The 23,876-nt window shown below is 65.3% G+C and carries 20 protein-coding genes, 2 pseudogenes and 1 riboswitch; of the genes and pseudogenes, 14 read left to right on the forward strand and 8 right to left on the reverse strand.

The window, feature by feature from the left end:
• Positions 1-4: 4 nt before the first annotated feature.
• Together ABNU97_RS00130 and ABNU97_RS00135 are read left to right on the forward strand one after the other, a co-directional pair.
• Positions 5-403 carry a response regulator gene (locus ABNU97_RS00130; RefSeq protein WP_348764721.1) on the forward strand — a complete coding sequence of 133 codons (399 nt, stop codon included), beginning with the start codon at positions 5-7 and terminating at the stop codon, positions 401-403.
• The gene (locus ABNU97_RS00135) at positions 384-2,081 is read left to right on the forward strand and encodes a diguanylate cyclase (protein WP_348764722.1); all 1,698 of its coding nucleotides are present in this window, start codon (positions 384-386) and stop codon (positions 2,079-2,081) included. Before ABNU97_RS00130 ends, ABNU97_RS00135 begins: the two co-directional genes overlap by 20 nt.
• Before the next feature lie 10 nt (positions 2,082-2,091).
• Here the strand turns inward: ABNU97_RS00135 and hslO are convergent, their stop codons facing one another.
• Positions 2,092-3,006 (reverse strand): Hsp33 family molecular chaperone HslO, encoded by a 915-nt coding sequence (gene hslO, locus ABNU97_RS00140; RefSeq protein WP_348764723.1) that lies wholly within the window; start codon positions 3,004-3,006, stop codon positions 2,092-2,094.
• Positions 3,007-3,168: 162 nt separating this feature from the next.
• On the opposite strand from hslO, the gene ABNU97_RS00145 reads away from it, so the two are divergent.
• Positions 3,169-4,479: an MATE family efflux transporter gene (locus ABNU97_RS00145; RefSeq protein ID WP_348764724.1), complete on the forward strand. Its 1,311-nt coding sequence runs from the start codon at positions 3,169-3,171 to the stop codon at positions 4,477-4,479.
• 8 nt (positions 4,480-4,487) lie between these two features.
• Here the strand turns inward: ABNU97_RS00145 and ABNU97_RS00150 are convergent, their stop codons facing one another.
• The 3 genes from ABNU97_RS00150 to ABNU97_RS00160 form a co-directional block, all read right to left on the reverse strand.
• On the reverse strand, positions 4,488-4,970 hold the full coding sequence (locus ABNU97_RS00150) for a GNAT family N-acetyltransferase (protein ID WP_348764725.1): 483 nt from the start codon (positions 4,968-4,970) through the stop codon (positions 4,488-4,490).
• Between the two features lie 24 nt (positions 4,971-4,994).
• The gene (locus ABNU97_RS00155; RefSeq protein WP_348764726.1) at positions 4,995-5,420 is read right to left on the reverse strand and encodes a VOC family protein; all 426 of its coding nucleotides are present in this window, start codon (positions 5,418-5,420) and stop codon (positions 4,995-4,997) included.
• Positions 5,421-5,485: 65 nt separating this feature from the next.
• Positions 5,486-6,727: an Nramp family divalent metal transporter gene (locus tag ABNU97_RS00160; protein ID WP_348764727.1), complete on the reverse strand. Its 1,242-nt coding sequence runs from the start codon at positions 6,725-6,727 to the stop codon at positions 5,486-5,488.
• A 172-nt stretch (positions 6,728-6,899) separates the two neighbouring features.
• Here ABNU97_RS00160 and ABNU97_RS00165 point away from each other — a divergent pair, with 172 nt between their 5' ends.
• The gene (locus ABNU97_RS00165) at positions 6,900-8,417 is read left to right on the forward strand and encodes a Na+/H+ antiporter NhaC family protein (RefSeq protein ID WP_348764728.1); all 1,518 of its coding nucleotides are present in this window, start codon (positions 6,900-6,902) and stop codon (positions 8,415-8,417) included.
• Between the two features lie 15 nt (positions 8,418-8,432).
• Here ABNU97_RS00165 and ABNU97_RS00170 read toward each other — a convergent pair whose 3' ends face one another.
• Complete coding sequence (locus ABNU97_RS00170; protein ID WP_348764729.1) at positions 8,433-9,056, reverse strand: LysE family translocator; 624 nt, start codon at positions 9,054-9,056, stop codon at positions 8,433-8,435.
• Between the two features lie 198 nt (positions 9,057-9,254).
• On the opposite strand from ABNU97_RS00170, the gene ABNU97_RS00175 reads away from it, so the two are divergent.
• Positions 9,255-10,244 (forward strand): DUF2235 domain-containing protein, encoded by a 990-nt coding sequence (locus ABNU97_RS00175; RefSeq protein ID WP_348764730.1) that lies wholly within the window; start codon positions 9,255-9,257, stop codon positions 10,242-10,244.
• A gap of 29 nt (positions 10,245-10,273) precedes the next feature.
• Here ABNU97_RS00175 and metH read toward each other — a convergent pair.
• The 3 genes and pseudogenes from metH to ABNU97_RS00190 form a co-directional block, all read right to left on the reverse strand.
• Positions 10,274-12,994 (reverse strand): annotated as a pseudogene (metH, locus tag ABNU97_RS00180) (methionine synthase); the annotation flags it as partial.
• A 51-nt stretch (positions 12,995-13,045) separates the two neighbouring features.
• Complete coding sequence (locus tag ABNU97_RS00185) at positions 13,046-13,423, reverse strand: GxxExxY protein (RefSeq protein WP_348764731.1); 378 nt, start codon at positions 13,421-13,423, stop codon at positions 13,046-13,048.
• A gap of 60 nt (positions 13,424-13,483) precedes the next feature.
• Positions 13,484-14,506: pseudogene (locus tag ABNU97_RS00190) on the reverse strand (homocysteine S-methyltransferase family protein); the annotation flags it as partial.
• 145 nt (positions 14,507-14,651) lie between these two features.
• A riboswitch (cobalamin riboswitch) is annotated at positions 14,652-14,878 on the forward strand.
• A gap of 143 nt (positions 14,879-15,021) precedes the next feature.
• On the opposite strand from ABNU97_RS00190, the gene btuB reads away from it, so the two are divergent.
• The 9 genes from btuB to ABNU97_RS00235 are packed head-to-tail and all read left to right on the forward strand — an operon-like array spanning position 15,022 to position 23,874.
• Positions 15,022-16,953 carry a TonB-dependent vitamin B12 receptor gene (gene btuB / locus ABNU97_RS00195; RefSeq protein WP_348764732.1) on the forward strand — a complete coding sequence of 644 codons (1,932 nt, stop codon included), beginning with the start codon at positions 15,022-15,024 and terminating at the stop codon, positions 16,951-16,953.
• A 49-nt stretch (positions 16,954-17,002) separates the two neighbouring features.
• A complete protein-coding gene (cobO, locus tag ABNU97_RS00200) occupies positions 17,003-17,629 on the forward strand; it encodes a cob(I)yrinic acid a,c-diamide adenosyltransferase (RefSeq protein ID WP_348764733.1) in 627 nt (208 codons plus the stop codon).
• A gap of 3 nt (positions 17,630-17,632) precedes the next feature.
• On the forward strand, positions 17,633-18,406 hold the full coding sequence (locus tag ABNU97_RS00205; protein WP_348764734.1) for an adenosylcobinamide amidohydrolase: 774 nt from the start codon (positions 17,633-17,635) through the stop codon (positions 18,404-18,406).
• Positions 18,396-19,850, forward strand: coding sequence for a cobyric acid synthase (locus tag ABNU97_RS00210; protein WP_348764735.1), 1,455 nt, complete (start codon positions 18,396-18,398; stop codon positions 19,848-19,850). The genes ABNU97_RS00205 and ABNU97_RS00210 overlap by 11 nt, the downstream gene beginning before the upstream one ends.
• Positions 19,847-20,854 (forward strand): iron ABC transporter permease, encoded by a 1,008-nt coding sequence (locus tag ABNU97_RS00215; RefSeq protein ID WP_348764736.1) that lies wholly within the window; start codon positions 19,847-19,849, stop codon positions 20,852-20,854. Before ABNU97_RS00210 ends, ABNU97_RS00215 begins: the two co-directional genes overlap by 4 nt.
• On the forward strand, positions 20,851-21,636 hold the full coding sequence (locus ABNU97_RS00220) for a heme ABC transporter ATP-binding protein (protein ID WP_348764737.1): 786 nt from the start codon (positions 20,851-20,853) through the stop codon (positions 21,634-21,636). The genes ABNU97_RS00215 and ABNU97_RS00220 overlap by 4 nt, the downstream gene beginning before the upstream one ends.
• Before the next feature lie 27 nt (positions 21,637-21,663).
• Complete coding sequence (gene cobU, locus ABNU97_RS00225; protein WP_348764738.1) at positions 21,664-22,191, forward strand: bifunctional adenosylcobinamide kinase/adenosylcobinamide-phosphate guanylyltransferase; 528 nt, start codon at positions 21,664-21,666, stop codon at positions 22,189-22,191.
• Positions 22,188-23,246: a nicotinate-nucleotide--dimethylbenzimidazole phosphoribosyltransferase gene (cobT, locus tag ABNU97_RS00230; protein WP_348764739.1), complete on the forward strand. Its 1,059-nt coding sequence runs from the start codon at positions 22,188-22,190 to the stop codon at positions 23,244-23,246. Before cobU ends, cobT begins: the two co-directional genes overlap by 4 nt.
• On the forward strand, positions 23,239-23,874 hold the full coding sequence (locus tag ABNU97_RS00235) for a histidine phosphatase family protein (RefSeq protein WP_348764740.1): 636 nt from the start codon (positions 23,239-23,241) through the stop codon (positions 23,872-23,874). The genes cobT and ABNU97_RS00235 overlap by 8 nt, the downstream gene beginning before the upstream one ends.
• The last annotated feature ends 2 nt before the right edge of the window (positions 23,875-23,876 follow it).

Below are 23,876 nucleotides of genomic sequence, written 5' to 3' on the forward strand. Positions count from 1 at the left end.
CGTGATGGCAACTTTGGATCGGGTGCTTCATGTCGAGGACGATGAGTCGATCGTCGCCATCGCCCGTGTGGCGCTGGAAACCGTGGCCGGATTGACGGTGCTCAGTTGTACCAACGGCTACGAGGCGGTCGAAAAGGCCCCGGAATTCGAACCCGAGTTGTTGTTGATCGATGTGATGATGCCGGGAATGGATGGTCCGAGCACGCTGGCTGCCCTGGCCGAGGTCATCGATCTCGAGCGGATCCCGGTCGTGTTCATGACCGCGAAGACCCAGCCGGCCGATCATGAAAGCTACTACAAGCTGGGCGCGGCGGCGGTGATCGTCAAACCGTTCGACCCGCTTGAACTAGGTCAACGGCTCATGGGCATATGGGACAAGTTCGATGCCGACCCGGCCGATTGATTTCGCCCAGCAGCTGTCGCGAATGCGCCGCGACTATGGCGTGGGCTTGCGTCAGGAGCTGGCGGAACTCTCGGCCTGGGCGCAGGACGAAGCGAGCCGCCGTGGCAATACGGACGATTGGCAGCAGGTGCGCCAGCGCCTGCACAAGCTTGCAGGCGGCGCGTCCACCTTTGGCTTTATCGGCGTGGGTCAGAGCTGTCGCGACTGCGAGCACGCGCTGGACGCGATTCTCGATGGCAACGCGCCGGCCGTGTATGACGCCGTCATCGAGCGCATGGCAGCGCTACCGGATCTGCTTGCGCTGACCGAGTCCGAGTCGGGGGGCGAAGTTGAAACAACGGACGATATAAGCCCCGCCCGCCAGGAAGAGCCGCTGGTCTATATTCTCGAGGACGAGCCCGAGACCGGCGAACAGCTTAGCCAGATACTGGAAAGCTTCGAGTACCGCGCGCGTCTGTTCGACAACGGCCAGGCCCTGCGCACGGCCTGTCGCAGCCAGCGGCCCGCGGCGTTGATACTCGACCTGCATTTCGCGGGCGGCGACGATATCGGTGGTCTTGCGGTCGGCGAGGCCATTCAGGCGGAAATGGACAAGCCTTTGCCGATGTTTGCCAGCGAACAGTCCGCCGATTTTGAAACACAGCTGCGTGCGGTGCGCGCGGGTGTAGTCGGTTTTCTGGCCCGACCGCTGGAACCGATCCGTGTGGCCGGTCTGCTCGAAACGCATCTGCGGGCACGCCACGCCGCGCCGCTGCGCGTGCTCATGGTCGACGACGACAACGCGATGCTCGACTATCACCGGCTGATCCTGGAAAGCGCCGGCTTTACCGTCAAGACATTAAGCGAGCCCCGGGACACGCTGGCACTGATGGAACGCTTCAATCCGGATGTACTCGTGCTCGACGTTGACATGCCACGTTGCAGCGGGCCGGAGCTTGCCCAGATGGTGCGTTATCACCCGCGCTGGCTGCAGATGCCGATCATGTATCTATCGGCCATCGAGGACGCCAACGCTCAACTCGAGATGATGACCAAGGCCGGCGACGATTTCCTGATCAAGCCGATCGCGCCCGATGCGCTGGTCGCGTCCGTACAGGCACGGGCGCGGCGGGCCCGCGAACTCTCCGTCGCCTTGTCGCGCGACAGCCTGACGGGCCTGCTCAAGCATGCCGATATCAAGGAGCGCATGGCGACTGCCCTGTCGCAGGCGCGCCGCCGCAGGGAACCGATTGCAGTGGTCATGCTCGACATCGACCGATTCAAGCGCGTCAACGATACCTATGGTCATCTGGTGGGCGACGAAGTCATCCGGATGCTGGCCAATCTGTTGCGTCAACGTCTGCGTACCACCGATCTGATTGGTCGCTATGGCGGCGAAGAGTTCGTCGTGGCCCTGCCCGGCTGCGGTGCCACAAAGGCAGTGGAAATCATCGACGAACTGCGTGAATCATTTGCACAATTCCAGTTCAGCGCGGGCGGTGACTCCTTCACCTCCAGTTTCAGTGCGGGGGTGAAAGTGCCCGACGGCGAGGAGGATCTGCAGGCGCTGCTTACCGCGGCCGATGCACGCCTGTATGCGGCCAAGAAGGCCGGCCGCAACCGCGTGGTGGGCGCGGCCGCGACCGCGGTTGGGTCCGAACCCAGTCACGATCAGGACCGGGCCGCGCGCCAGCCATAGGGCGCGGTGGCTAGTGCACCGTCGGCGGCTCGGCGTCGGGGTTGTCGATCAGCGCTTCGACGTCGGCCGGCGTGAAGGTATAGACCGTGTTGCAGAAATGGCACTGGGTTTCTACCTGCCCCTGTTCCTCCACCACGCTGCGCAGCTCCTGCGCGCCGAGCTGATGCAGGGCCCGGCCAAAGCGTTCACGTGTGCAGGTACAGCTGAACTTGACCGGCGCCGGGTCGAACACCCGCGCGTGTTCCTCGTGGAACAATCGGTGCAGCACCTGCTCCGCGCCCAGGCCGGTCAGCTCGGCGCCGGTGATGGTATCGGCAAGATGATTGATGCGATCCCAGGCGTCGTCATCGCCGGCTTCGGCGTCGTGCACGACTTCTTCGGGCAGTTTCTGGATCAGCAGCCCGGCCGCATGCTCGGCGTCCGTGGCCAGCCATAGCCGCGTGGGCAGCTGTTCCGACTGGGCGAAATATTCTTCCAGACAGCCGGCGATATCGGGTTTGTCCAGCGCGACGATGCCCTGATAGCGCTGCCCTTCTTCCGGATCGAGCGTAATGACCACGTGGCCGCCTTCGGCCAGCGCCTGTAGCGTGGGTTCGGCGATCGTGGCCAGCGCGTCGTCGTCGAATCGGGCCACGCCACGCAGGCGCTGAGCGCGGTCGCCCACGCCGGGGTTCGACTCGGCCATCAGCAGTTTCAGCGCCCCCTTGCCACGGAATTCGATGCTCAGCGTGCCGTCGAACTTGATGGTTGCGGTCAGCAGCGCACAGGCGGCCAGCAGCTCGCCCAGCAGGCGCTCTATCGCCAACGGATAGCCGTGGTTGGCAATGGCCTGCTGATAGGTGCTGTGCAACTGTGCGATTTCGCCGCGCACCTGGGTGTCGTCGAAAATGAAGCGCTGCAGTCGATCGGTGGGCATGGCGGACATCGGCGTTCTCCTGGATCAGTCGACAAGGTGCGTGCCCCGGCGGGCGAATTCAATGCATGAACGTCGGGCTTGGGCTATGGAAATGATAAATTGCGCCGCCTTCAGGCCGCCGGCCGTCGTCACGGCAGGCGCCCACCCCATTCTGGAACGACAGGTCGTGCGATGACAGCCAACGACACTCAGGCGCCGGTCACGCTCCGGCGTATTCTTTCGCTCGCGGTGCCGGCGCTGGGCGTGCTTGCCGCCGAGCCGTTGTACGTACTGGTGGATACGGCCGTGGTGGGCCATCTGGGTGCACGCCCGCTTGCCGGGCTGGCGCTGGGCGGCACGGTGCTGTCGGTGCTCACCAGCCAGCTGACGTTTCTGTCCTACGGCACCACGGCACGCAGCGCGCGTCTGTACGGGGCGAATCGGCGCGGCGAGGCCGTGGCCGAAGGCGGCCAGGCGACCTGGCTTGCGATTTTCGTGGGGCTGACGGTTCTGGCGCTCGGTCAGCTGTTCGCCTATCCGATGCTCTCGGCGCTGGCCGGCAATCCCGACGTGGCCCAGGCAGCGGCGTCGTGGCTGCGGATCGCGTTGATCGGCGCGCCGGCGATTCTCATCACGCTGGCCGGAAACGGTTGGATGCGCGGCGTACAGGATACGGTGCGCCCGCTGTATTACATTCTGGCCGGCAACATCCTTTCGGCGATCGCCTGCCCGCTGCTGGTCTATCCGCTCGGCTTCGGACTGGAAGGCTCGGCCATGGCCAACGTGCTCGCCCAGTACACCGCGGCCGCGTTGTTTCTACGGGCGTTGCGTGTCGAGCGTGCGCTGGTGCGTCCGAGCTGGGCGATCATGAAAGCGCAGATGGTGCTCGGCCGCGACCTCATTCTGCGCAGCGCCTCTTTTCAGATCTGTTTTCTGTCGGCGGCGGCGGTTGCCGCGCGTGAATCCGCTGCGGCGCTGGGCGCGCATCAGATTGTCTACCAGCTATGGGTATTTCTGTCGCTGGTGCTGGATTCCCTGGCCATCGCCGCCCAGGCCATCATCGGTGCGGAACTGGGTGCGAGCCGCACCGAACGTGCGCGGGCAGTAGCCTGGCAGATCACGCGTTATTCGTTCGGCCTGGGCGTGGCGCTGGCAGGGCTGTTTGCCGCCCTCGCCGGGGTTCTGCCGCGACTGTTCACCAACGATGCAGCCGTACTTGCCCAGATTCCCCATGCCTGGTGGTTTTTCGTGGCCCAGCAGCCGGTGGCCGGCATCGTGTTCGCGCTGGACGGCGTGCTGCTCGGGGCCGCGGATACCCGTTTTCTGCGCACCACGACGCTGGCCTGTGCGCTGGGTGCCTTCCTGCCGTTGATCTGGCTGTCGTGGGCGTTCGGTTGGGGGCTGGCCGGCATCTGGGTGGGGCTGACCCTGTTTCTGGTCACCCGCATGGTCGCAGTGGTCTGGCGTACGCGTACCGATCACTGGGTCGTCGCCGGTGCCTGAGTCGGCGCTCAGCCTTTGGCAAAGCGGCTGAGCGCGTCGCCGGCCAGTCGGTAGGTGGTCCATTCCGACTGGGGGCGTGCGCCCACCGATTCATAGAAATCGATCGCGGGCGTGTTCCAGTCGAGTACGCTCCATTCGAAACGCCCGCAGCCTGCGTCGACCGCCAGCCGTGCCAGGTATTGCAGCAGCGCCTTGCCGGCGCCGCGACCGCGCGCCTCGGGCGTGACATACAGATCTTCCAGATAGAGACCGTTGCGGGCCAGCCAGGTGGAATAGCTGTAGAAGCACACCGCAAAGCCGATGGGCTCGCCGGCGTCTTCGCAGATGAAGGCAAAGGCCCGCGCGCCGTCATCGAACAGGGATTGCTCGATCGTTTGCTCGGTGGCGACCACTTCGTCGAGGGCTTTTTCGTAAATCGCCAGTTCGCGCACGAAACGCAGAATCAGGGTCACGTCGGCGCTTTCGGCCGCGCGGATCTGTAGGTCGGACATGGTGATTGATCGGTTTGGGTCGTTTTACTTGGCAAACAACTGGCTGCGGTCGGCAAACGCCTTGAATTCCAGCGCGTTGCCACAGGGGTCGAGCAGAAACATGGTGGCCTGCTCGCCGGGCTGACCCTGAAAACGAATATGCGGCTCGATGACGAACTCGGTACCGCGTTCGCGCAGGCGCTCGGCCAGCGTTTCCCATTCCGCCCATTCCAGCACGATGCCGAAATGCGGAATCGGCACGTCGTGGCCGTCGACCGGATTGGTGTGGGCGTTTTGCTGAGACGGGGTTTTCGGGTGTTCGTGAATAACCAGCTGGTGGCCATAGAAATCGAAATCCACCCACTGATCGCTCGAGCGGCCCTCGCTCAGGCCGAAGGTTTCGCCGTAAAAGCGCCGTGCGGCAGGCAGGTCGTGAACCGGGATGGCCAGATGGAAGGGAGACAGCGCCATGACAACGTCCTGAACCAAGAGTCAGGCGCTCGATTGTGGCCAGCCGTATCGACGACGGCAACCGGCTAGCTGGGAACCACGCCGAAAACGCTCAGCAGCGTATACAGGCCGAGACCGGTGGCGACGACCACGACGAAAGCGCCCAGCAAATTGCCCACAAGCCCGTTCCGGTATTCGCCGAGCAGGTCGCGACGATTCATGACCACGAGCAGGAATATCGCGATCAGCGGCAGGAGGATGCCGTTGGCCGCCTGGGCGATCACGATGGCACGCACCGGCTCGGTACCGAACCAGGCGAAGGCCATACCGATCAGGATGATCGAAGCCCAGATCGCGCGAAAGCGGTTGCTGGTCAGATTCGGTTTGCTTCCGAGCGCGCCGGTGAGGGCATAGGCCGCGGCCAGAGGCGCGGTCACCGAACTGGTCATGCCGGCCGCGAACAGTCCGATCGCGAAGAACCACTTCGCGGCGGGCCCGAGCAGCGGCTCCAGCTGGGCGGCCATCTGGCCGGCGTCCTCGATCGTTGTCTGGCTGGTAAAAAAGGCCGCGGCCGCCGTGATCACGATGGCCAGGGTGATGAGTCCGCCGAGTGCGATCGACAGGCCGCTGTCTACACGCGACTCGCGCAGCGCACGCTCGGTCGGTATCTCGCGCGGCCATTTGTCCTGGACCGCGGCCGAATGCAGAAAGAAGTTATAGGTGACCACCGTGGTGCCGACCAGCGCGATCAAGGTCAGCACCGAGCCTTGCGGCAGGCCCGGCGCGAAGATGCCGGCGAGGATGGCGCCGATATCCGGACGCACGATGATGGCCGTGAGGATGAACACCACGCTCATGGTCAGAACGAGCGCAACAAGTACGCGTTCTATGAGTTTGTAATGGCCGGTGGCCAGCAAAGCCAAAGCTGCGCCGCCCACGATCAGCGCCCAGACCCGTGTGGACAGCCCGACGACGGTTTCCAGGCCGAGCGCCGCGCCGGTGATGTTGCCGGTTTCGAATGCGGCGGTGCCCAAACCGATCGCGACGACAACGAGGGCGATGACCGCCCAGCGCAGCACCGGCGTGTCGAAGCTCCGGCGCAACGCGTCGCCCAGGCCCAGCCGCGCGACAATGCCCAGACGCGCACTCATTTCCTGCAGCACCAGCGTGGCGAAGATCGAGAACACCAGCGCCCATAGCAGCGCATAGCCGGTTTCGGCGCCGGCCACGCTCGCGGTGGTCACGGTGCCCGGGCCAATGAACGCGGCGGCGACCAGCAGGCCGGGGCCGAATTGCTTGAGGCGAGACGTCCGAAGGCGTTGCAGCATGGCGCGCCCGTGTTTCGACACGGCTGTAAAGACCTGTCGTCGATTACAACACAGTCGCGATGCCGGCGGATTCAAGCCGACATGCCTTCACCATGCAGGCGATTCGTGCCAATCTGAAACGGAATTTCTTTGGGGGACGCCTGCGCGCGCAGCCGCGCCGGCGAACTATTGCATGGATCTGATCATCTCTCTCACCCCGCCGCTGGCTGCGGTGCTGCTCGCGCTCGCCACACGGCGCGTCAATATGTCGTTGTTTCTGGCGATCTGGATCGGCGGCTGGTTCGTGGCCGGCAATCCGGTGGCCGCGGTGGGCCAGACCTTCGACTGGTTTGCCGAGGTGATGACCGACGAATGGAACGCCCGTTTTCTGGTGCTGGTATCGCTGCTGGGCGCCGGCGCGGCGTTCATGTATCGCACCGGCGGCTCGCATGCGGTTTCGCGCTGGCTGTCGCGGCGTATTTCCACCGGGCGCAACGCGCAGTTGCTGACCTGGCTGCTCGGGCTGGTGATCTTTTTCAACGACTACGTCAATTCGGTGATCGTGGGTAATGCCACCCGCGATCTGACCGGCGAACATCGTGTGTCGCGCGAAAAGCTGGCCTATCTGCTGGATTCCACCTCGGCACCCATGGCCACCCTCGGCCCCGTTTCCGACTGGATCGGCTATCAGGTGTCGCTGATCGCGGCCGCGTTCACCGCTTTGAGCCTGACCACGGAAAAGCCCTACATGGCGTTCCTGCAGTCGATTCCGTGGAACTTCTATGCCCTGCTGTGCCTGGTGGCAGTGCCCACGATCGTGATTCTGGGCGACTTCGGGCCCATGCGTGCGGCCGAGCGGCGTGCCGAGGAAGACGGCGACCTGGTCGCGCCGGGGGATACGCCGCTATCGGCGATCGAGAACGATCTCGGCGAAGCGGATACCGAAAACGGCCGGCTTTATCACTTCCTGTTGCCGCTCGGCGTACTGCTCGGCGTGGCCTGCTGGGCGCTGTGGTATACCGGTGGCGGCGCCGAGGGCAAGCCGCTCATGGATGCGCTGGCCGATACCGACGTGGCCGTGTCGCTGTCCTGGGCCGCGTTTGCCATGGTGTGCACAGCCATGGGCCTGGCCCTGCTGCAACGGCATACGCTCGAAGCCTGTGAACAGACCCTGCTGGCCGGTTTTCGTACCATGCTGCCCGCGCTGGTGATCATGGTGCTGGCGTGGACGATCGGTACCGTCACCGGCGCGCTGGATACCGGCGAACACGTCATCGCAGCCACCCGCGACTGGCTTTCGCCGGGGCTGTTGCCGGTGCTCATCTTCGCCATCGCGATGGTGATCTCGTTTGCGACCGGCAGTTCCTGGGGCGCGATGGCCATTCTCACGCCGGTCGCGGTACCGCTGGCCTATAACATCGGCGATATCACGCTCGTGCATATGGCGATCGGTGCCATCTTCTCCGGTTCGATCTTTGGCGATCACTGTTCGCCGATCTCGGATACCACGGTGATGTCGTCGATCTTTGCCGGTTCGGATCATATCGCCCATGTGCGCACACAGATTCCCTATGCGCTGGTGCCGGCAGTGGTGGCCGGACTGCTCTATATCGCCTCGATGGCGGTTTCGTCCGCGTGGGTGCTGCTGGCCGCCGGTCTGATCATCCAGACGATCGCGATCTGGATGATTGCGCGTGCGACGCCGGGCTGAACACGTTCCGCGCGTTCAGCCCAGTGCCAGCCATACGCCGACCGCCATCATCAGACTGCCGGCCACGCGATTGAGCCGCACCACGTTGCGCGGCTCGCGCAAGAAGCTGCGCACCGCATGCCCGCCGCCCGCATAGACCAGTAGCGAACAGAACTCGATAGTCAGAATGGCGCCGACCAGCACCAGAAGCTGGGGCGCCAGGGCGTTGTCGCGGTTGAGAAACGGCGGCAGCAGCGCGATGAAGAAGGCCCAGCCCTTGGGGTTTGCGATTGCGGTCACAAAGCCCTGGGTGATCAGGCCGGCCGGACGTAGTGCGTCGCCGTCCCGGTTGGCGGCCGGCAATGCCGATTCGCCGCTGGCGCGCCACATCGCGATACCCAGATAGACCAGATAGGCGCCGCCGGCGAGTTTGAGCGCGGTGAACAGCGTCGGATAACTCAGCATGAGGGTCGCGGCACCGATCACCGCCGAAACGGCCACCAGCCCCACGCCCACCAGCTCGCCGGCCATCATCCAGAGCGTGCGGCGCACGCCGATGCTCATGCCCAGGCTCAGTGACAGCATCATGCACATGCCCGGCGTGAGCGAGACCAGCATGAAAGTGGGAATGAACACGGATAATTTCGGTAGATCGAACATCGACCCGAGGTCCTGCGGCTTGGGCTACGGCCTTTCGACACAACGGGTTCGATGCGCTCGGCCGACGGGACGGCTCATTGTATCGTTCGTGAGGTCGGCGTTCGAGCATGCCCGAACGCCCTAGGCAGACATCCGGATTGCAGCCGGCGGTAATCGCTGTGACCGTGACCGTCCTGTTTCCCGTCGGGCGATCGCCCCATGGCCAAGAACATTGTCGTATGTTGCGACGGCACCAACAGCCAGTTCGCCAGTTCGAACACCAACGTCGTCCATCTCTACAACGCGCTCGTGGACAGCCCGGACCAGCGCGTGTTCTACGAACCGGGCGTGGGCACCTTCGGCGCGCGCTTTCTTGGCGTGAACGTGGGCGAAACCCTGGGCAAGGGTCTGGGTGCGGCGTTCGGGTACGGCATTACCCAGAACCTGGTCCGCGCCTACCGATTCCTGATCGATACCTATGCCCCGGGGGATCGTGTGTTCCTGTTCGGCTTCAGCCGGGGCGCCTTCGCGGCCCGCTCGCTGGCCGCGTTGATCGATCAGGTGGGCATACTCGAACCCGGCGATCACGCTCGTGCGAAAGAGACGGTGAAAGCATGGCTCGACGGCGATACGTCGGCGGTCGAGCGCTACCAGCAGCCGCTGACCCGCTGTGCGCCGCATTTTGTCGGCGTCTGGGAAACCGTGGGCGCGCTGGGCGTGCTGATCCGGCTGCGAAGCTTTCACGACAACAAGCTCAGCCCTGGCGTATGTCATGCCTTCCACGCGCTTGCGATCGACGAAAAGCGGCGCAAGTTCGAGCCCACGCCCTGGGACGAAAGCGCGCTCAAGCCCGGCCAGAATGCGCGCCAGCTGTGGTTTGCCGGCGTGCATAGCGATGTCGGCGGCGGCTACGACGAACGCGGCCTGGCCGATATCACCCTGGGCTGGATGCTCGAACAGGCGCAGGCCCAGGGGCTGGCTCTCAAGCCGGACGCTTTCGATCGGCTACAGGGCGACCCTGCCGGCACGCTGCACCACTCCTACCACGGCCTCTGGCGACTGCTGGGCCGCTACGTGCGCCGGCCCGGGCGCGACGATGCCTTCCACCCCTCGGTCGGAGCGCGCCTGCGCCGGGTCGGCGACTATGCCCCGGACAACCTGCCGGTCGAGGTGCGCCGCCGCCTTGTCGAGCAGCCGGCCGACGACTGATAGGCCAGGCCACGAGCGGGCAGTGGAGTCTAGTCCTCGCCGCCGCCCGGCTCGTAGCCAAGGTTGGGGCCGATCCATTTTTCGGCGGTGGCGATATCCCAGCCCTTGCGCGCCGCATAGTCCTTGACCTGATCCTTGGCTACGCGGCCGACCACGAAATAGCGCGATTCCGGATGGCTGAAATACCAGCCGGATACGGCCGCACCCGGCCACATCGCCCGCGATTCGGTCAGCTCGATGCCGGTACGTGCCTCGACGTCGAGCATCTGCCAGAGCGTGTCCTTCTCGGTATGTTCCGGACAGGCCGGATAACCCGGGGCCGGACGGATACCGTGGTACTTCTCGCCGATGAGGTCGCTGTTGGACAGGGATTCGTCCGCGGAATGGCCCCAGATTTCGGTACGCACGAACTTGTGCAGCCATTCGGCGAAGGATTCGGCCAGACGATCGGCCAGCGCTTCAACGAGAATGGCGTTGTAATCGTCGTTCTGGGCCTTGAAGCGCTGCACGATTTCGTTGGAACCGAGCCCGGCGGTGACCGCAAACGCGCCCACCCAGTCCTTCTTGCCCGACTCTTTCGGGGCGATGAAGTCGGCCAGCGAGCGATTGGGCACGCCTTCGCGATGCTCGGTCTGCTGACGCAGATTGTGCATGATATGCACGGTTTCGCTGCGATCGTCGCTTAACACGTGGATATCGTCGCCCACGCGCTCGGCCGGGAAGATGCCGGCCACGCCCTTCGCGGTGAGCCATTTGTCTTCCACGATCTGCTTGAGCATGGCCTGGGCCTCGTCGAAGAGCTTGCGCGCCTCGGGGCCCTTGTGGGGGTCGTTGAGGATGTCCGGATAGCGACCGCGCATCTCCCAGGACAGAAAGAACGGCGTCCAGTCGATGGTGTCCACGAGCTGTTCCAGGGGGAAATCCTCGAACACATAGACGCCGGATTCGTCGCTGGCCTCGCCGCTGATATGCGGCGGCGCCTCGCGCAGGGCGTAGTCGGTGGTTTCGGGCAGCTGCGGGCGCGGCGGCTCGTAGTTGTCCCAGTCCAGCTTCACCGCGTTGGCACGCGCATCGGCCAGGGTCAGGAACTTGTCCTTGCGCTTGTTGGCGTGGCGCTCGCGCAGCTTGTCGTAGTCGTCCTTGAGCTCGGCTTCCAGCTTGGCACGGCCCTCGGCGCTGACCATGCGTGAGGCCACCGGCACGGAACGGCTGGCGTCCTTCACCCACATCACCGCGCCGTCATAGACGGGGTCGATCTTGACCGCGGTATGGGCACGCGAGGTGGTGGCCCCGCCGATCAGCAGCGGCGTATTCATGCCGCGACGCTGCATTTCGGCGGCGACGTTGACCATTTCGTCGAGCGAGGGGGTGATCAGCCCGGACAGGCCGATGACGTGCGCGTTGTGCTTCTCGGCGGCGTCGAGGATGTCGTTCATCGGCACCATCACGCCGAGATCGATCACCTCGAAGTTGTTGCACTGGAGCACCACGCCGACGATGTTCTTGCCGATGTCGTGCACGTCGCCCTTCACGGTCGCCATGATGATGGTGCCGTTGTTCGAGCCCTTGTCGGCCTCTTCTTTTTCTTCTTCGATGAAGGGCAGCAGATAGGCCACGGCCTTTTTCATCACGCGCGCGGATTTCACCACCTGCGGCAGGAACATCTTGCCGGCACCGAACAGATCGCCCACCACGTTCATGCCGTCCATGAGCGGGCCTTCGATCACATCCAGCGGCCGGGTGGCCTGCTGGCGGGCTTCTTCGGTGTCTTCGGTGACGTAGCTGTCGATGCCCTTGACCAGGGCGTGTTCGAGGCGCTTGTTGACCTCGAACTCACGCCAGGCGAGGTCTTCCTTGGAATCCTTCTTCTTGCCCTTGCCTTTGTATTCCTCGGCCAGGTCGAGCAGCCGTTCGGTGGCATCGTCGCGCTTGTTGAGGACGACATCCTCGCAGGCCTCGCGCAGCTTTTCCGGAATGTCGTCATAGACTTCCAGCTGCCCGGCGTTGACGATGGCCATGTCCAGCCCGGCCGGAATCGCGTGGTAGAGAAACACCGAGTGCATGGCCTGGCGCACGGTTTCGTTGCCACGAAACGAAAACGATACGTTCGACAGCCCGCCGGAGACATGACAGCCCGGACAGGATTCACGCACGCGCCTGGTGGCGTTGATAAAGTCCACGGCGTAGTTGTTGTGCTCTTCGATACCGGTGGCGATGGCGAAGATATTGAGGTCGAAGATGATGTCTTCGGGCGGGAAGTCGAGCTTTTCGATCAACAGCTGGTAGGCGCGCTCGGCGATCTCGACCTTGCGATCCTCGGTATCGGCCTGGCCCTGTTCGTCGAAGGCCATGACCACCACGGCGGCGCCGTAGTCCAGACAGGCCTGGGCCTGTTCCAAGAACTTGTCTTCGCCTTCCTTGAGCGAGATGGAGTTGACCATCCCCTTGCCCTGGATACATTGCAGCCCGGCCTCGATGACTTCCCACTTCGAGGAGTCGACCATCACCGGCACCTTGGCGATATCCGGCTCGCCGGCGATCAGGTTCAGGAACTTGCGCATGGCCTCGACCGAGTCGAGCATGCCCTCGTCCATGTTGATATCGATGATCTGGGCCCCGTTCTCGACCTGCTCACGGGCCACCGACAGCGCGGTGTCGTAATCCTCTTCCTTGATCAGCCGTTTGAAACGCGCACTGCCGGTAACGTTCGTGCGCTCGCCGATGTTGATGAAGTTGATTGCTGAGGTCATAAGACGGGTTTATCCGCGGATTGGGAAGATTTCACAGATTTGAAGAAGCGATCAGTCGCCCGATCGGTTGAAGCGCCGGTATTGCAGCGTGGTCTGGCCGAAGTTCAGGAGCAGGCCCACCGAGGCCTCGGACGCCTGCAGATAATGAATCGTCTGCGCCTTTTCGTGATTGGCCAGATCGGCGACCGACCTGAGTTCGACAACCACGTTGTCGTAGCAGATGAAGTCGGCGCCGTAGTCGCAGTCCAGATCGCGGCCCTTATAGCGAACCGGCAGCGCAACATCGCGCTTGAACGGGATATCGCGTTCGCCGAATTCGAGTGCAAGCGCTTCCAGATAGACGCCTTCCGGATAACCATTGCCGAGCGTGCGATGCACTGCCATGGCCGCGCCGATAATGGCGTAGGTTTCCGGATCACGATCATCCATGCGAGCGCACGGCCGGGTTGTGGATCGTTGAAACGCCGTTCATCAGGCCGATGCCGTGAATGGCTCGAGTCCGGACAGGCGCATGGCCCGTTTGATTTCGGGGCGCCGGCGGGGGGCCTTGCCTTCGACGGCCTTGGCGATCGCGCCGATATGTTCGGGCGTGGAGCCACAGCAGCCGCCGGCCATGTTGAGCAGGCCGGATTCGGCCCATTCGCCGATATGTTCGGCCATTTCGTCGGGCGTGAGGTCGTATTCGCCGAACTCGTTGGGCAGGCCGGCGTTCGGGTAGGCATGCACGTAGCAGGGCGCGATCCGCGACATCTCGGCCACGTAGGTGCGCAGCGCATCGGGCCCGAGCGCACAGTTCAGGCCCATGGTCAGCGGCCGCGCATGAGCCACCGAGTTGTAGAAGGCCTCGGTGGTCTGGCCGGAGAGCGTGCGCCCCGAGGCATCGGTGATGGTGCCGGAAATCATCAGCGGCACGTCGATGTTTCGCTCGCGCAGGATCTTGCGGTAGGCATAGATCGCGGCCTTGGCATTGAGCGTATCGAAGATGGTTTCCATCAGGATGATATCGACGCCGCCGTCGAGCAGCGCTTCGGCCGCTTCGCCGTAGGCTTTGGCCAGCTCGTTGAAATCGGTATTGCGCTTGCCGGGGTCGTTGACGTCGGGCGAGATCGAGGCGGTGCGATTGGTCGGCCCGATCACGCCGGCCACCCAGCGCGGCTTGTCCGGCGTGGCGTATTCCTCGGCCACGCTGCGCGCGATCTTCGCGGCTTCCAGGTTCAGCTCTACCGCCAGGTCTTCCATGTGGTAGTCGGCCTGGGCAATGGTCGTCGCCGAGAAGGTGTTCGTGGTGAGGATATCCGAGCCGGCGGCGGCATATTGTGCGGTGATATCGCGGATCAGCTCCGGCTTGGTCAGCGTAAGCAGATCGTTGTTGCCCTTCAGATCGCTTTCCCAGTCCGCGAAACGTTCGCCGCGATAGTCGGCCTCGTCCGGGTCGTGGTTCTGGATCATCGTGCCCATGGCGCCATCGAGTACGAGGATGCGCTGCGCCAGCGCGCCTATCAGATCGCTCATGGATACCTTGAATGTGTGTATGGGCGCGCAGTATATCCGTTTATCCGGATAGACGGGAAGCCGAAGGCGTGTCCGGGTCGCTGAATGCGCGCGGGCGACGCGCAACGCACGGTGGGCGTTGCTTGACGGCGGGGCCGGGGGTGCTAGGCTTCGCGCTATCGCAGGTGTCCGAGCGCGAAAACGCTCGGGTGAAACGGGAAGCCGGTGCGTTGCCACGAAAACTCGTGACGACAAGGCCGGCACTGCCCCCGCAACGGTAGGCGAGTTGGATTCGACACATACGCCACTGGGTCTTGAAACCCGGGAAGGCGTGTCGAAGGCCCGCAAGGGCGCTCGCAAGTCCGGAGACCGGCCTGTGATACGAGGCAGCGACATCGCGGCGGGCGATGAGACGGCAGACCGGCGGCGTGCGTTCGCGTGCGCCGTGTTCCCCGTTTTGTCCCTTTTCGGCGCTATTTCGCGGCTGTATCCATTGCGGCGCGCGGGTGTGTGCGCCAGGGACCATTGGGGGAACCATGTCCATCGATCGTCATTTTCATCGCGCATCAGCGCGCGTCGTGCTGCTGTGCGCGGCATCTGCGGCGTTGCCCGCGGTCGCACAAACGTCTGCCGATACCGGCACGGCCCACGCCATGGCCGGCGAGCGCACGGCCCGGCTCGACGATATCCAGGTCACCGCGACGCGTACGCCACAGCGGGTGAGCAATACGCTGGCCGCCACCACGGTCATCGACCGCGCCGATATCGAGCGTTTGCAGGCCCGTTCGGTACGCGATCTGCTACGGCGAACGCCCGGGCTCACGCTGACCAACAACGGCGGGCCGGGCAAAGCCACCTCAATCTTTCTGCGTGGCACCGAGTCCGACCACACCCTGGTGCTGGTGGACGGCGTCGAGTATCGCTCGGCCACGGCCGGGGCGGCTGCCATCGAAGACCTGGCGGTCGAGCAGATCGAGCGTATCGAGATCGTGCGTGGGCCGCGCTCGTCGCTGTATGGCGCCGATGCGATCGGTGGTGTGATCCAGATCTTCACCCGCGACGGGCGTGGCCAGACGGGCACCCGGCCTTATTTCCAGGTCGGCGCGGGCAGCGACAGCAGCTATGAAGGCCAGGTGGGCGTGTCCGGCAGCGACGACAACTCGCACTACAACCTGAGCGTGAATGGACGCCGTACCGACGGCTTCGATGCCTGTACGCCGGCCGCGGCCGGCACCGGCGGCTGTTTTACCGACGAGCCGGACGACGACGGCTATGACCGGGTATCGGTCGCCTTCAACTACGGTCAGATATTCGACAACGGCGTCGAATGGGAACTGAACTTCCTGCGCGCTGAAAGCAGCGTGGAATTCGACGGCACCTCCCAGAACTCGAGCGATACGATCCAGCAGATCATCGGCACTTCGCTTGCCTGGCGGCCGCTCGATACCTGGCGCACGAAACTGACTTACGGCAACAGCCGCGACGACTCCGACAACTTCCTCGACGGGCGCTATGTCACCGCCTTCGAAACCCAGCGCCATCAGCTGAGCTGGCAGAACGACATCACCCTGCCCAACGATGATCTGTTCACCCTTGGCGTCGACTACAAGCTCGAAAACGTCGACGGCGACAACGACGGCGATCGCCGCAACGACTTCACCGGCGATATGCGCGAAGACAGCCGCGACAACAAGGGCGTGTTTGCCCAGTATCTGGGCGACTGGGGCCGTCATCATCTGCAGCTGTCCGGGCGTGGCGACGACAACGAACAGTTCGGCGAGCATGCCACCGGCAGTGCGGCCTACGGCATCGATTTCGCCGACGCCTATACCGCCAGCATTTCCTATGGCACCGCGTTCAAGGCACCGACCTTCAACGAGCTGTATTTCCCCAACTACGGCAATCCCGAGCTGGACCCGGAAGAATCGGACAGCGTCGAAGTGGGCCTCGACGGCGATCACGGCTGGGGCCGCTGGTCGCTGCATGCCTATCAGACCGAAATCGACGATCTGATCGCCTACGATTCGGCCACCTTCGCCCCGGGCAATATCCAGAAAACCCGAATCCGTGGCGCAGAGGCGAGTGTCGGCACCGTGCTCGCCGACTGGCAACTCAATGCCCAGTTCACCTGGCTGGACACCGAAAATCGCACCGCCGGCCCGAACCAAGGCAACGAGTTGCCGCGGCGGCCTGGCCATACCGCTCAGTTCGACGTCGATCGCGCCTTTGGCCGCTACAGTGCCGGGGCGAGCCTGACGGTGGCCGATTCGAGCTATGACGATGCCGCCAACGAAAACGAGCTGGACAGCTATCAGCTCGTCGACCTGCGCGCCTCGGTCGCGCTCGCACGCGACTGGCTCGCACAGGCCAGCCTCAACAACCTGTTCGACGAGGAATACCAGACCGCGCGGTTCTACAATCAGGACGACCGCAACGTTTTCTTCACGCTGCGCTACCAGCCGCAGTAGCCTCAAGTCGCACGGCCCGTCCGGGCCGTGCGCTACCAACGGAGTCCGTATGAGCGACGAATCCCGCAGCGACGACGACGCCAAGGCCGCACGCCACAAGGCAACCATGCAGAAACAGAAAGCGCGCGTGGATGCGGCTATCGAGGCCGCCGATACCGAACGCGGCGTGCTGTTGCTGCTCACCGGCAACGGCAAGGGCAAATCGTCCTCGGCGTTCGGCATGGTCATGCGCGCACTGGGCTACGGCCACCGGGTGGGCGTGGTGCAGTTCATCAAGGGCCAGCAGCTTTCCGGTGAAGAAATCTACGTGCGCGATCACTGCCCGCAGGTGGCCTTCCATCAGATGGGCACGGGCTTTACCTGGAACACCCAGGATCGCAGCGGCGATATCGCCGCGGCCGAGGCGACCTGGGCCAAGGTCGAGCCGATGCTCACCGACCCCAGCTTCGATCTGGTCGTGCTCGACGAGCTGACCTACATGATCGGCTACAGCTATCTCGACGAACAGACAGTGCTGGATGCGCTGGCCAACCGCCCGCGTGAACAGTCGGTGGTGGTCACCGGTCGCGGCGGCGGCGCGGCCCTGCGCGAGCTGGCGGATACGGTGTCCGAGGTCAAGGACATCAAGCATGCCTTCAAGTCGGGCATCAAGGCGCGCAAGGGCGTCGACTACTAGGCAATGGCGCCTGGCCCGGCTACCTGGCGGCGCTGGTCTGCACGCGACGATCTGCCGTCGGCCGCGGTGCAGAGTATTCCGGCAGCGCTCCTGCTGCCGGGCTGGCAGGCCGGCGTGGCCGATAGCGGGCTGGCGGTTGCTTTCGACCGACCCTGGCATTGTCTGAGTTCGGCCGTGGCCTGCGGCGGCTGGGGCACCGCGCAGGGCTTTGCCAACCGCCACGTCGACGACCACGACCGGGCCGCCTTGAATACACCGCAAACCCTCATCGCCGATTTCGCGGTGCAACGCGGGCTGGCCGCGCCGTGTGTCGGCATGCTTACCGCCGCCTCGATGCGCAGTCTGCGTATCGCCACGGTCGATATCGAGGGCGAGCTTGTGTGTGTGTTCGTGACCGCCGGCCTGGCCAACGCCCGGCGTGCCGGGGATTGTGCGGACCGGCGTGAACTACGGCCCGGCCCCTGCGAAATGGGCACCATCAATCTCGCCCTGGCCACCACGCTCGCGCTTACGCCGGCGGCCCAGGTCGAAACCCTGACGACACTCACCGAGGCCAAGGCCGCGACGTTGCAAGCACTCGATGCGCGCAGCCCGATCTCGAATGCCATCGCGACCGGCACCGGGACCGATGCCACGGCCGTCTTCTGTGCCGATACGGGCGAGGCGCTGCAATATACGGGCAAGCACACTCTGTTTGGCGAATATGCGGCGCGTCTGGTCATCGACGCGCTTGCCGACGCTATCCGCCCACAGTCAGGCTGGGTCGATGGCTGCTAAGACGCTTATGATCCAGGGCACGGCGACCGATGCCGGCAAGTCGACGCTGGTGGCCGGGCTCGGCCGGGCCTGGTATCGGCGGGGCGTGTCGGTGGCCCCGTTCAAGCCGCAGAACATGGCATTGAACAGCGCGGTGTCGGCCGATGGCGGCGAGATCGCCCGTGCCCAGGCGGTGCAGGCCGCGGCCTGCGGGGTCGCACCCACCATCGATATGAGCCCGGTGCTGCTCAAGCCGTCGAGCGATCGCAACGCGCAGGTCATCATCCACGGCCAGGCCGTGGCCGGCATGTCGGCCAGCGACTATCACCACTACAAGCCCACGGCGATGGCTGCGGTACAGGCCTCGTATACCCGTCTAATCAGCCAGTACGAGCGTGTGCTTGTCGAAGGTGCCGGCAGCCCGGCCGAGATCAACCTGCGCGCCAACGATATCGCCAATATGGGGTTTGCCGAGACCGTGGACTGCCCGGTGGTCCTGGTGGCCGATATCGACAAGGGCGGCGTGTTTGCCCAGATCGTGGGTACGCTCGCGCTGGTGTCCGAATCCGAGCGCGCACGTATCGCGGGTTTCGTCATCAACCGCTTTCGTGGCGATATCGCCCTGCTCGAACCCGGTCTGGAATGGCTCGAACGCGAAACCGGCAAGCCGGTGTTCGGCGTGCTGCCCTGGCTCGACGGGCTCTATCTCGAAGCCGAGGATGCCATCGCCCGCGACCAGCGCCTGGATGACGATGCCCGCTTCGTGGTGCAGGTGCCGGCGTTGCCGCGTATCTCCAACCATACCGATCTGGATGCGTTGCGCCTGCAGCCGGGCGTGGATCTGCAATGGGTCGGGCCGGGCCAGCGCCCCGGTGGTGCCGATCTCATCGTATTGCCGGGCTCCAAGAATGTGCGTGCCGATCGGCAATGGCTCACGGCCAACGGCTGGGACGGCCATATCGCCCGGCATCTGCGCTACGGCGGGCACGTGCTCGGCATCTGTGGCGGCTATCAAATGCTCGGCTGCGTGATCGACGATCCCTGCGGCGTGGAAGACACGCCGGGAACGGTCGAGGGGCTGGGCGTACTGGATATCGCCACCGAGATCCGCCGCGAGAAACATCTCGAGAATGTCCGGGGCCGGCTTGTCGTGGCCGGCCTGTCGGACGATCAGGCGGCGGTCGCCGGCTATCGTATTCATTGCGGGGTGACCCGCGGTGCCGATCTGGCCCGGCCGTTTCTCGAGCTCGAAACCGGCTTCGACGGCGCGATCAGCGCCGACGGGCAGGTCGCCGGCACCTACCTGCACGGCCTGTTCGACACGGCCGAGGGCTGTGCGGCGCTGCTTGCCTGGGCCGGCTACGAGAACGCGGTCACCGAAGATGTGGCGGCCGTGCGCGAGCGTCAGTTCGAGCGCCTGGCCGATGCCGTAGAAGCCGCCATCGATATCGAGGCGCTGCCATGAGCCCGCGCCGGCTGGTCTGGCTGCTCGCACTGGCTTTGCCCCTGTGTCTGCTGGCCGCGGTCATGCTCGGCGCGGTGCGTCTGCCGGCGCTGGATGTGCTGGCCGTGCTCGTGGGCCGCGACGAGGGCATGCAGCGGCTGGCGCTGATCGTGCGGCAACTGCGTTTGCCGCGTGCACTGCTTACCGCGCTGGTCGGCGCGCTGCTGGCGATCTGCGGTGCGGCCATGCAGGGGCTGTTTCGCAATCCCCTGGCCGATCCGTCGTTGATCGGCGTGACCGCCGGCGCCTCGGTGGGCGCGAGCCTGGTCATCGTATTCGCGGGCGGGGCGGCCGGCTTTATCGGCCTGTCGCTGGTGTCGCTGGGCGCGTTTGTCGGCGGCACAGCGGCGGTGCTGCTGGTTTATCGGCTGGCCACCGGTCCCCAGGGCACGTCGGTGGCGACCATGTTGCTCGCAGGCATTGCGATCGGTGCATTGGCCGGCAGTATCGGCTCGTTGCTGGAATTTCATGCCGACAACGAAATGCTGCGCCGGATCAGTCTCTGGCGCATGGGCGGGCTCGACGGGGCCAACTGGTCCCGGGTGGCGATCGTGGCTGCCGTGGCCGCGCTGATATTCGTCGTGCTGCCGCGTCAGGCCGATGCCCTCAATGCCTTGTTGCTGGGCGAGTCCGAGGCCCGGCATCTGGGCATCGCCGTGGACCGCATCAAGCGCCAGCTGGTGCTGCTGACGGCGGCCGGGGTGGGCGTGTCGGTGGCGGTGGCCGGCGCGATCACCTTCGTGGGGCTGGTCGTGCCGCATATCGTGCGCATGCTCATCGGCCCCGATCATCGTTGGCTGTTGCCGGCCTCGGCGCTGGCGGGCGCGATTCTGTTGCTGGTGGCGGATACGCTGGCGCGTGTGGTTGTGGCACCGACCGAGCTGCCCGTGGGCCTGCTGACCGCGCTGCTGGGCGCGCCGTTTTTCATCTCCTTGTTGCGGCGTCGCCGCGAGTACGGCCTGTGAATACGCCCCTGCTCGAAGTCGTGGGGCTGACGCTGACTGCTGGCGGGCGCGCCGTGGTCGAGGCCGCCGAGTTCGGGCTCGCCGCCGGCGAGCACCTGGCCGTGATCGGGCCCAACGGTGCTGGCAAGTCGAGTCTGGTTCATGCCCTGATTGGCGATACGACGCCCGCAGCCGGCGCTATCCGTCTGGGCGGACGGGCGCTGGCGGATTGGCCGGCGCGCGAGCGCGCCTGTCGGGTCGCGCTGTTGCCCCAGGCCAGCGCGCTGAGCTTTCCGTTCACCGTGGCCGAAGTCGTACGGCTGGGGCGTAGCCCGCACGCATCGGGCAGCATCGCCGACCGGCAAATCGTGGCCGAAACGCTGGCGGCCTGCGATATCGCCCATCTGCGCGATCGACCCTATACCAGGCTGTCCGGGGGCGAGAAACAGCGCGTGCAGCTGGCCCGGGTGATGAGCCAGATCTGGCGTGTCGAGGACGCCGACGATCGGCTGCTGTTGCTGGACGAACCGGTGGCCGCGCTCGATCTCGGCCATCAGCGCCTGGTGATGCGCCAAGTGGCCGCGCTGGCGGCCCAGGGCGTGGCGGTGGTGAGCGTGCTGCACGACATCAGCCTGGCCGCACGCTATGCCGATCGCATGCTGGCGCTTCGCGATGGCCAGACCATCGCTGCCGGCACGCCGGCCGCGGTGGTCACCGCCGAACGTATGCAACGCCTGTTCGACACCCAGACCCGGGTGATCACCCATCCGGATACGCATACCCCGGTCGTGCTGCATGGCTGAACGCTTCACCGGCCCGCGGAGAACGATATGAAGACACTCGTGCTGGGCGGCACGCGCAGTGGCAAGAGCCGTCATGCCGAAGCGCGGGCCCTGTCGCTGCCCGTAGCGCGCTGGTTCTATGTGGCCACGGCCCAGGCCGGCGACGACGAAATGGCGGCCCGTATCCAGCATCATCGCGAACAGCGCGATACGCGCTGGCAAACCATGGAAGCCCCGCGCGCCCTGGGCGCCTGCCTGCGCCGGCTGGACGGCCCCGACCGTTGTATTCTCGTCGACTGTCTGACGCTGTGGTTGAGCAATTGTCTTGCCGAGGACACGGGCACGCTGACATGGGCCGAGGAACGTGATGCCCTGCTTGCGGCGGTCGACGCCAGCCGGGCGAGACTGATTTTCGTATCCAACGAGGTCGGCTCCGGCATCGTGCCGCTGGGGGCGCTGTCGCGGCGGTTCGCCGACGAGGCCGGGCGGCTGCACCAGGCGCTGGCCGAACGCTGCGATACCGTCACGCTGGTGGTTGCCGGCCTGCCCCTCACGCTCAAGGAGAACGGCGCATGACCGACTGGCTGCACGAGCCGATCGCCCCGATCGATGAAGCCGCCCGAGCCGGCGCGCGCGCCCGCCAGGCCATGCTCACCAAGCCGCCCGGTTCGCTTGGCCGTCTTGAAGGCCTGGCCGAGGCTTTTGCCGGCTGGCAGGGGCAGAGCGTCCCGGTGCTCGCGGATATCGATATCGTGGTGTTCGCGGCCGACCACGGCGTGGCGGCTCGCGGCGTGTCGGCGTTCGATCAGGCCGTAACCGGCCAGATGATCGCCAACTTCGCCGCGGGCGGCGCGGCCATCTGCGTACTGGCACGGCGTCACGATGCCCGCCTTTCGATCGTGGATCTCGGCGCGGTGGCCCCGCCGGCCGACTGCGCCAGCGTGATCGATGCCCGTATCGCTGCCGGCACCGCCGATTTCACCCAAAGCTGTGCGATGCAGGCCGGCGAGCTCGAACAGGCATTGCAGGCCGGGCGCGAGCGTGTGTCGCCGTCGGCGCATCTGTTCATCGGCGGCGAAATGGGCATCGGCAATACCACCAGCGCGGCAGCGATACTGGCCGGCCTGAGCGGCGCCACGCCGGCACAGGTCGTCGGCCGGGGTACCGGTATCGATGCCGCCGGGTTGGCGCGCAAGCAGGCGGTGGTCGAAGCGGGGCTGGCCCGGCATCGCGCAAGTTGGCAGGGCGCTACCGGCTCGGCACGGGCGTTGTCGATGCTGCGCTGTGTCGGCGGCTTCGAAATCGCCGCGCTTACGGGCGCTTTCGTGGCCGCGGCCCAGGCGGGTGTGCCGGTGTTGGTGGATGGTTTCATCGCCAGCGTGGCGGCACTGTGTGCCCGCGAAATCGCGCCGGACTGTGCGAACTGGCAGCTGTTCGGGCATCGTTGCGCCGAAGCCGGCCACTGTTACCTGCTCGATATGCTCGAAGCAAGGCCGCTTCTCGATCTGGACATGCGTCTTGGCGAAGGCAGCGGCGCGGCCCTGGCGCTGGGCGTGATCGGCGACGCCCTCGCCCTGCATGCCGGCATGGCCACCTTCGACGAAGCCGGAGTGACGAACCGCGATGGCTGAAGCCACGACAACGCTCGTCGATCTGCTGCGCCATGGCGAATGCGAAGGCGGCCCGATCTTTCGTGGCAGCCTGGACGTGGCGCTGTCCGAGGCGGGGCTGGCGCGTATGCAGGCGCAGGCCGATGCGCAGCCGGGCTGGCAACACGTCATCGCATCGCCGCTGCGTCGCTGTCGGTTCTTTGCCGAGCGGCTGGCGGCCGCGCGCGGGCTTTCGATCGAGATCGACGCGCGCCTGCGCGAAATCGATTTCGGTCGTTGGGAAGGCCGGCCGGTGTCCGAGGTCTGGCGCGACGACGCCGACGCCGCCCAGGCCTGGTTCGACGACCCCGAGCACAGCGGCCCGCCGGGCGGCGAAGCCCTGCGTGATCTGCGCGACCGCGCCCGGGCCGCCTTCGACGACGCGGTCCATGCCCATGCCGGTCGCCATCTGGTGCTGGTCGCCCACGGCGGGCTGATACGTGCCCTGCTGGCCGACCTGCTCGATATGCCCGGTGCCGCGATGCACCGTATCGAGGTGCCCTATGCCTGTCTCACGCGGCTGCGCGTGGTGCACGACGAGGCGCGGGATTTCATCCAGCTGGTGGCCCACAACATCGACTTCGGCGCGGCCTCGTCATGCGCACGGTGAAC

The organism is uncultured Salinisphaera sp., from assembly GCF_964012375.1.
Lineage (GTDB): Bacteria > Pseudomonadota > Gammaproteobacteria > Nevskiales > Salinisphaeraceae > Salinisphaera.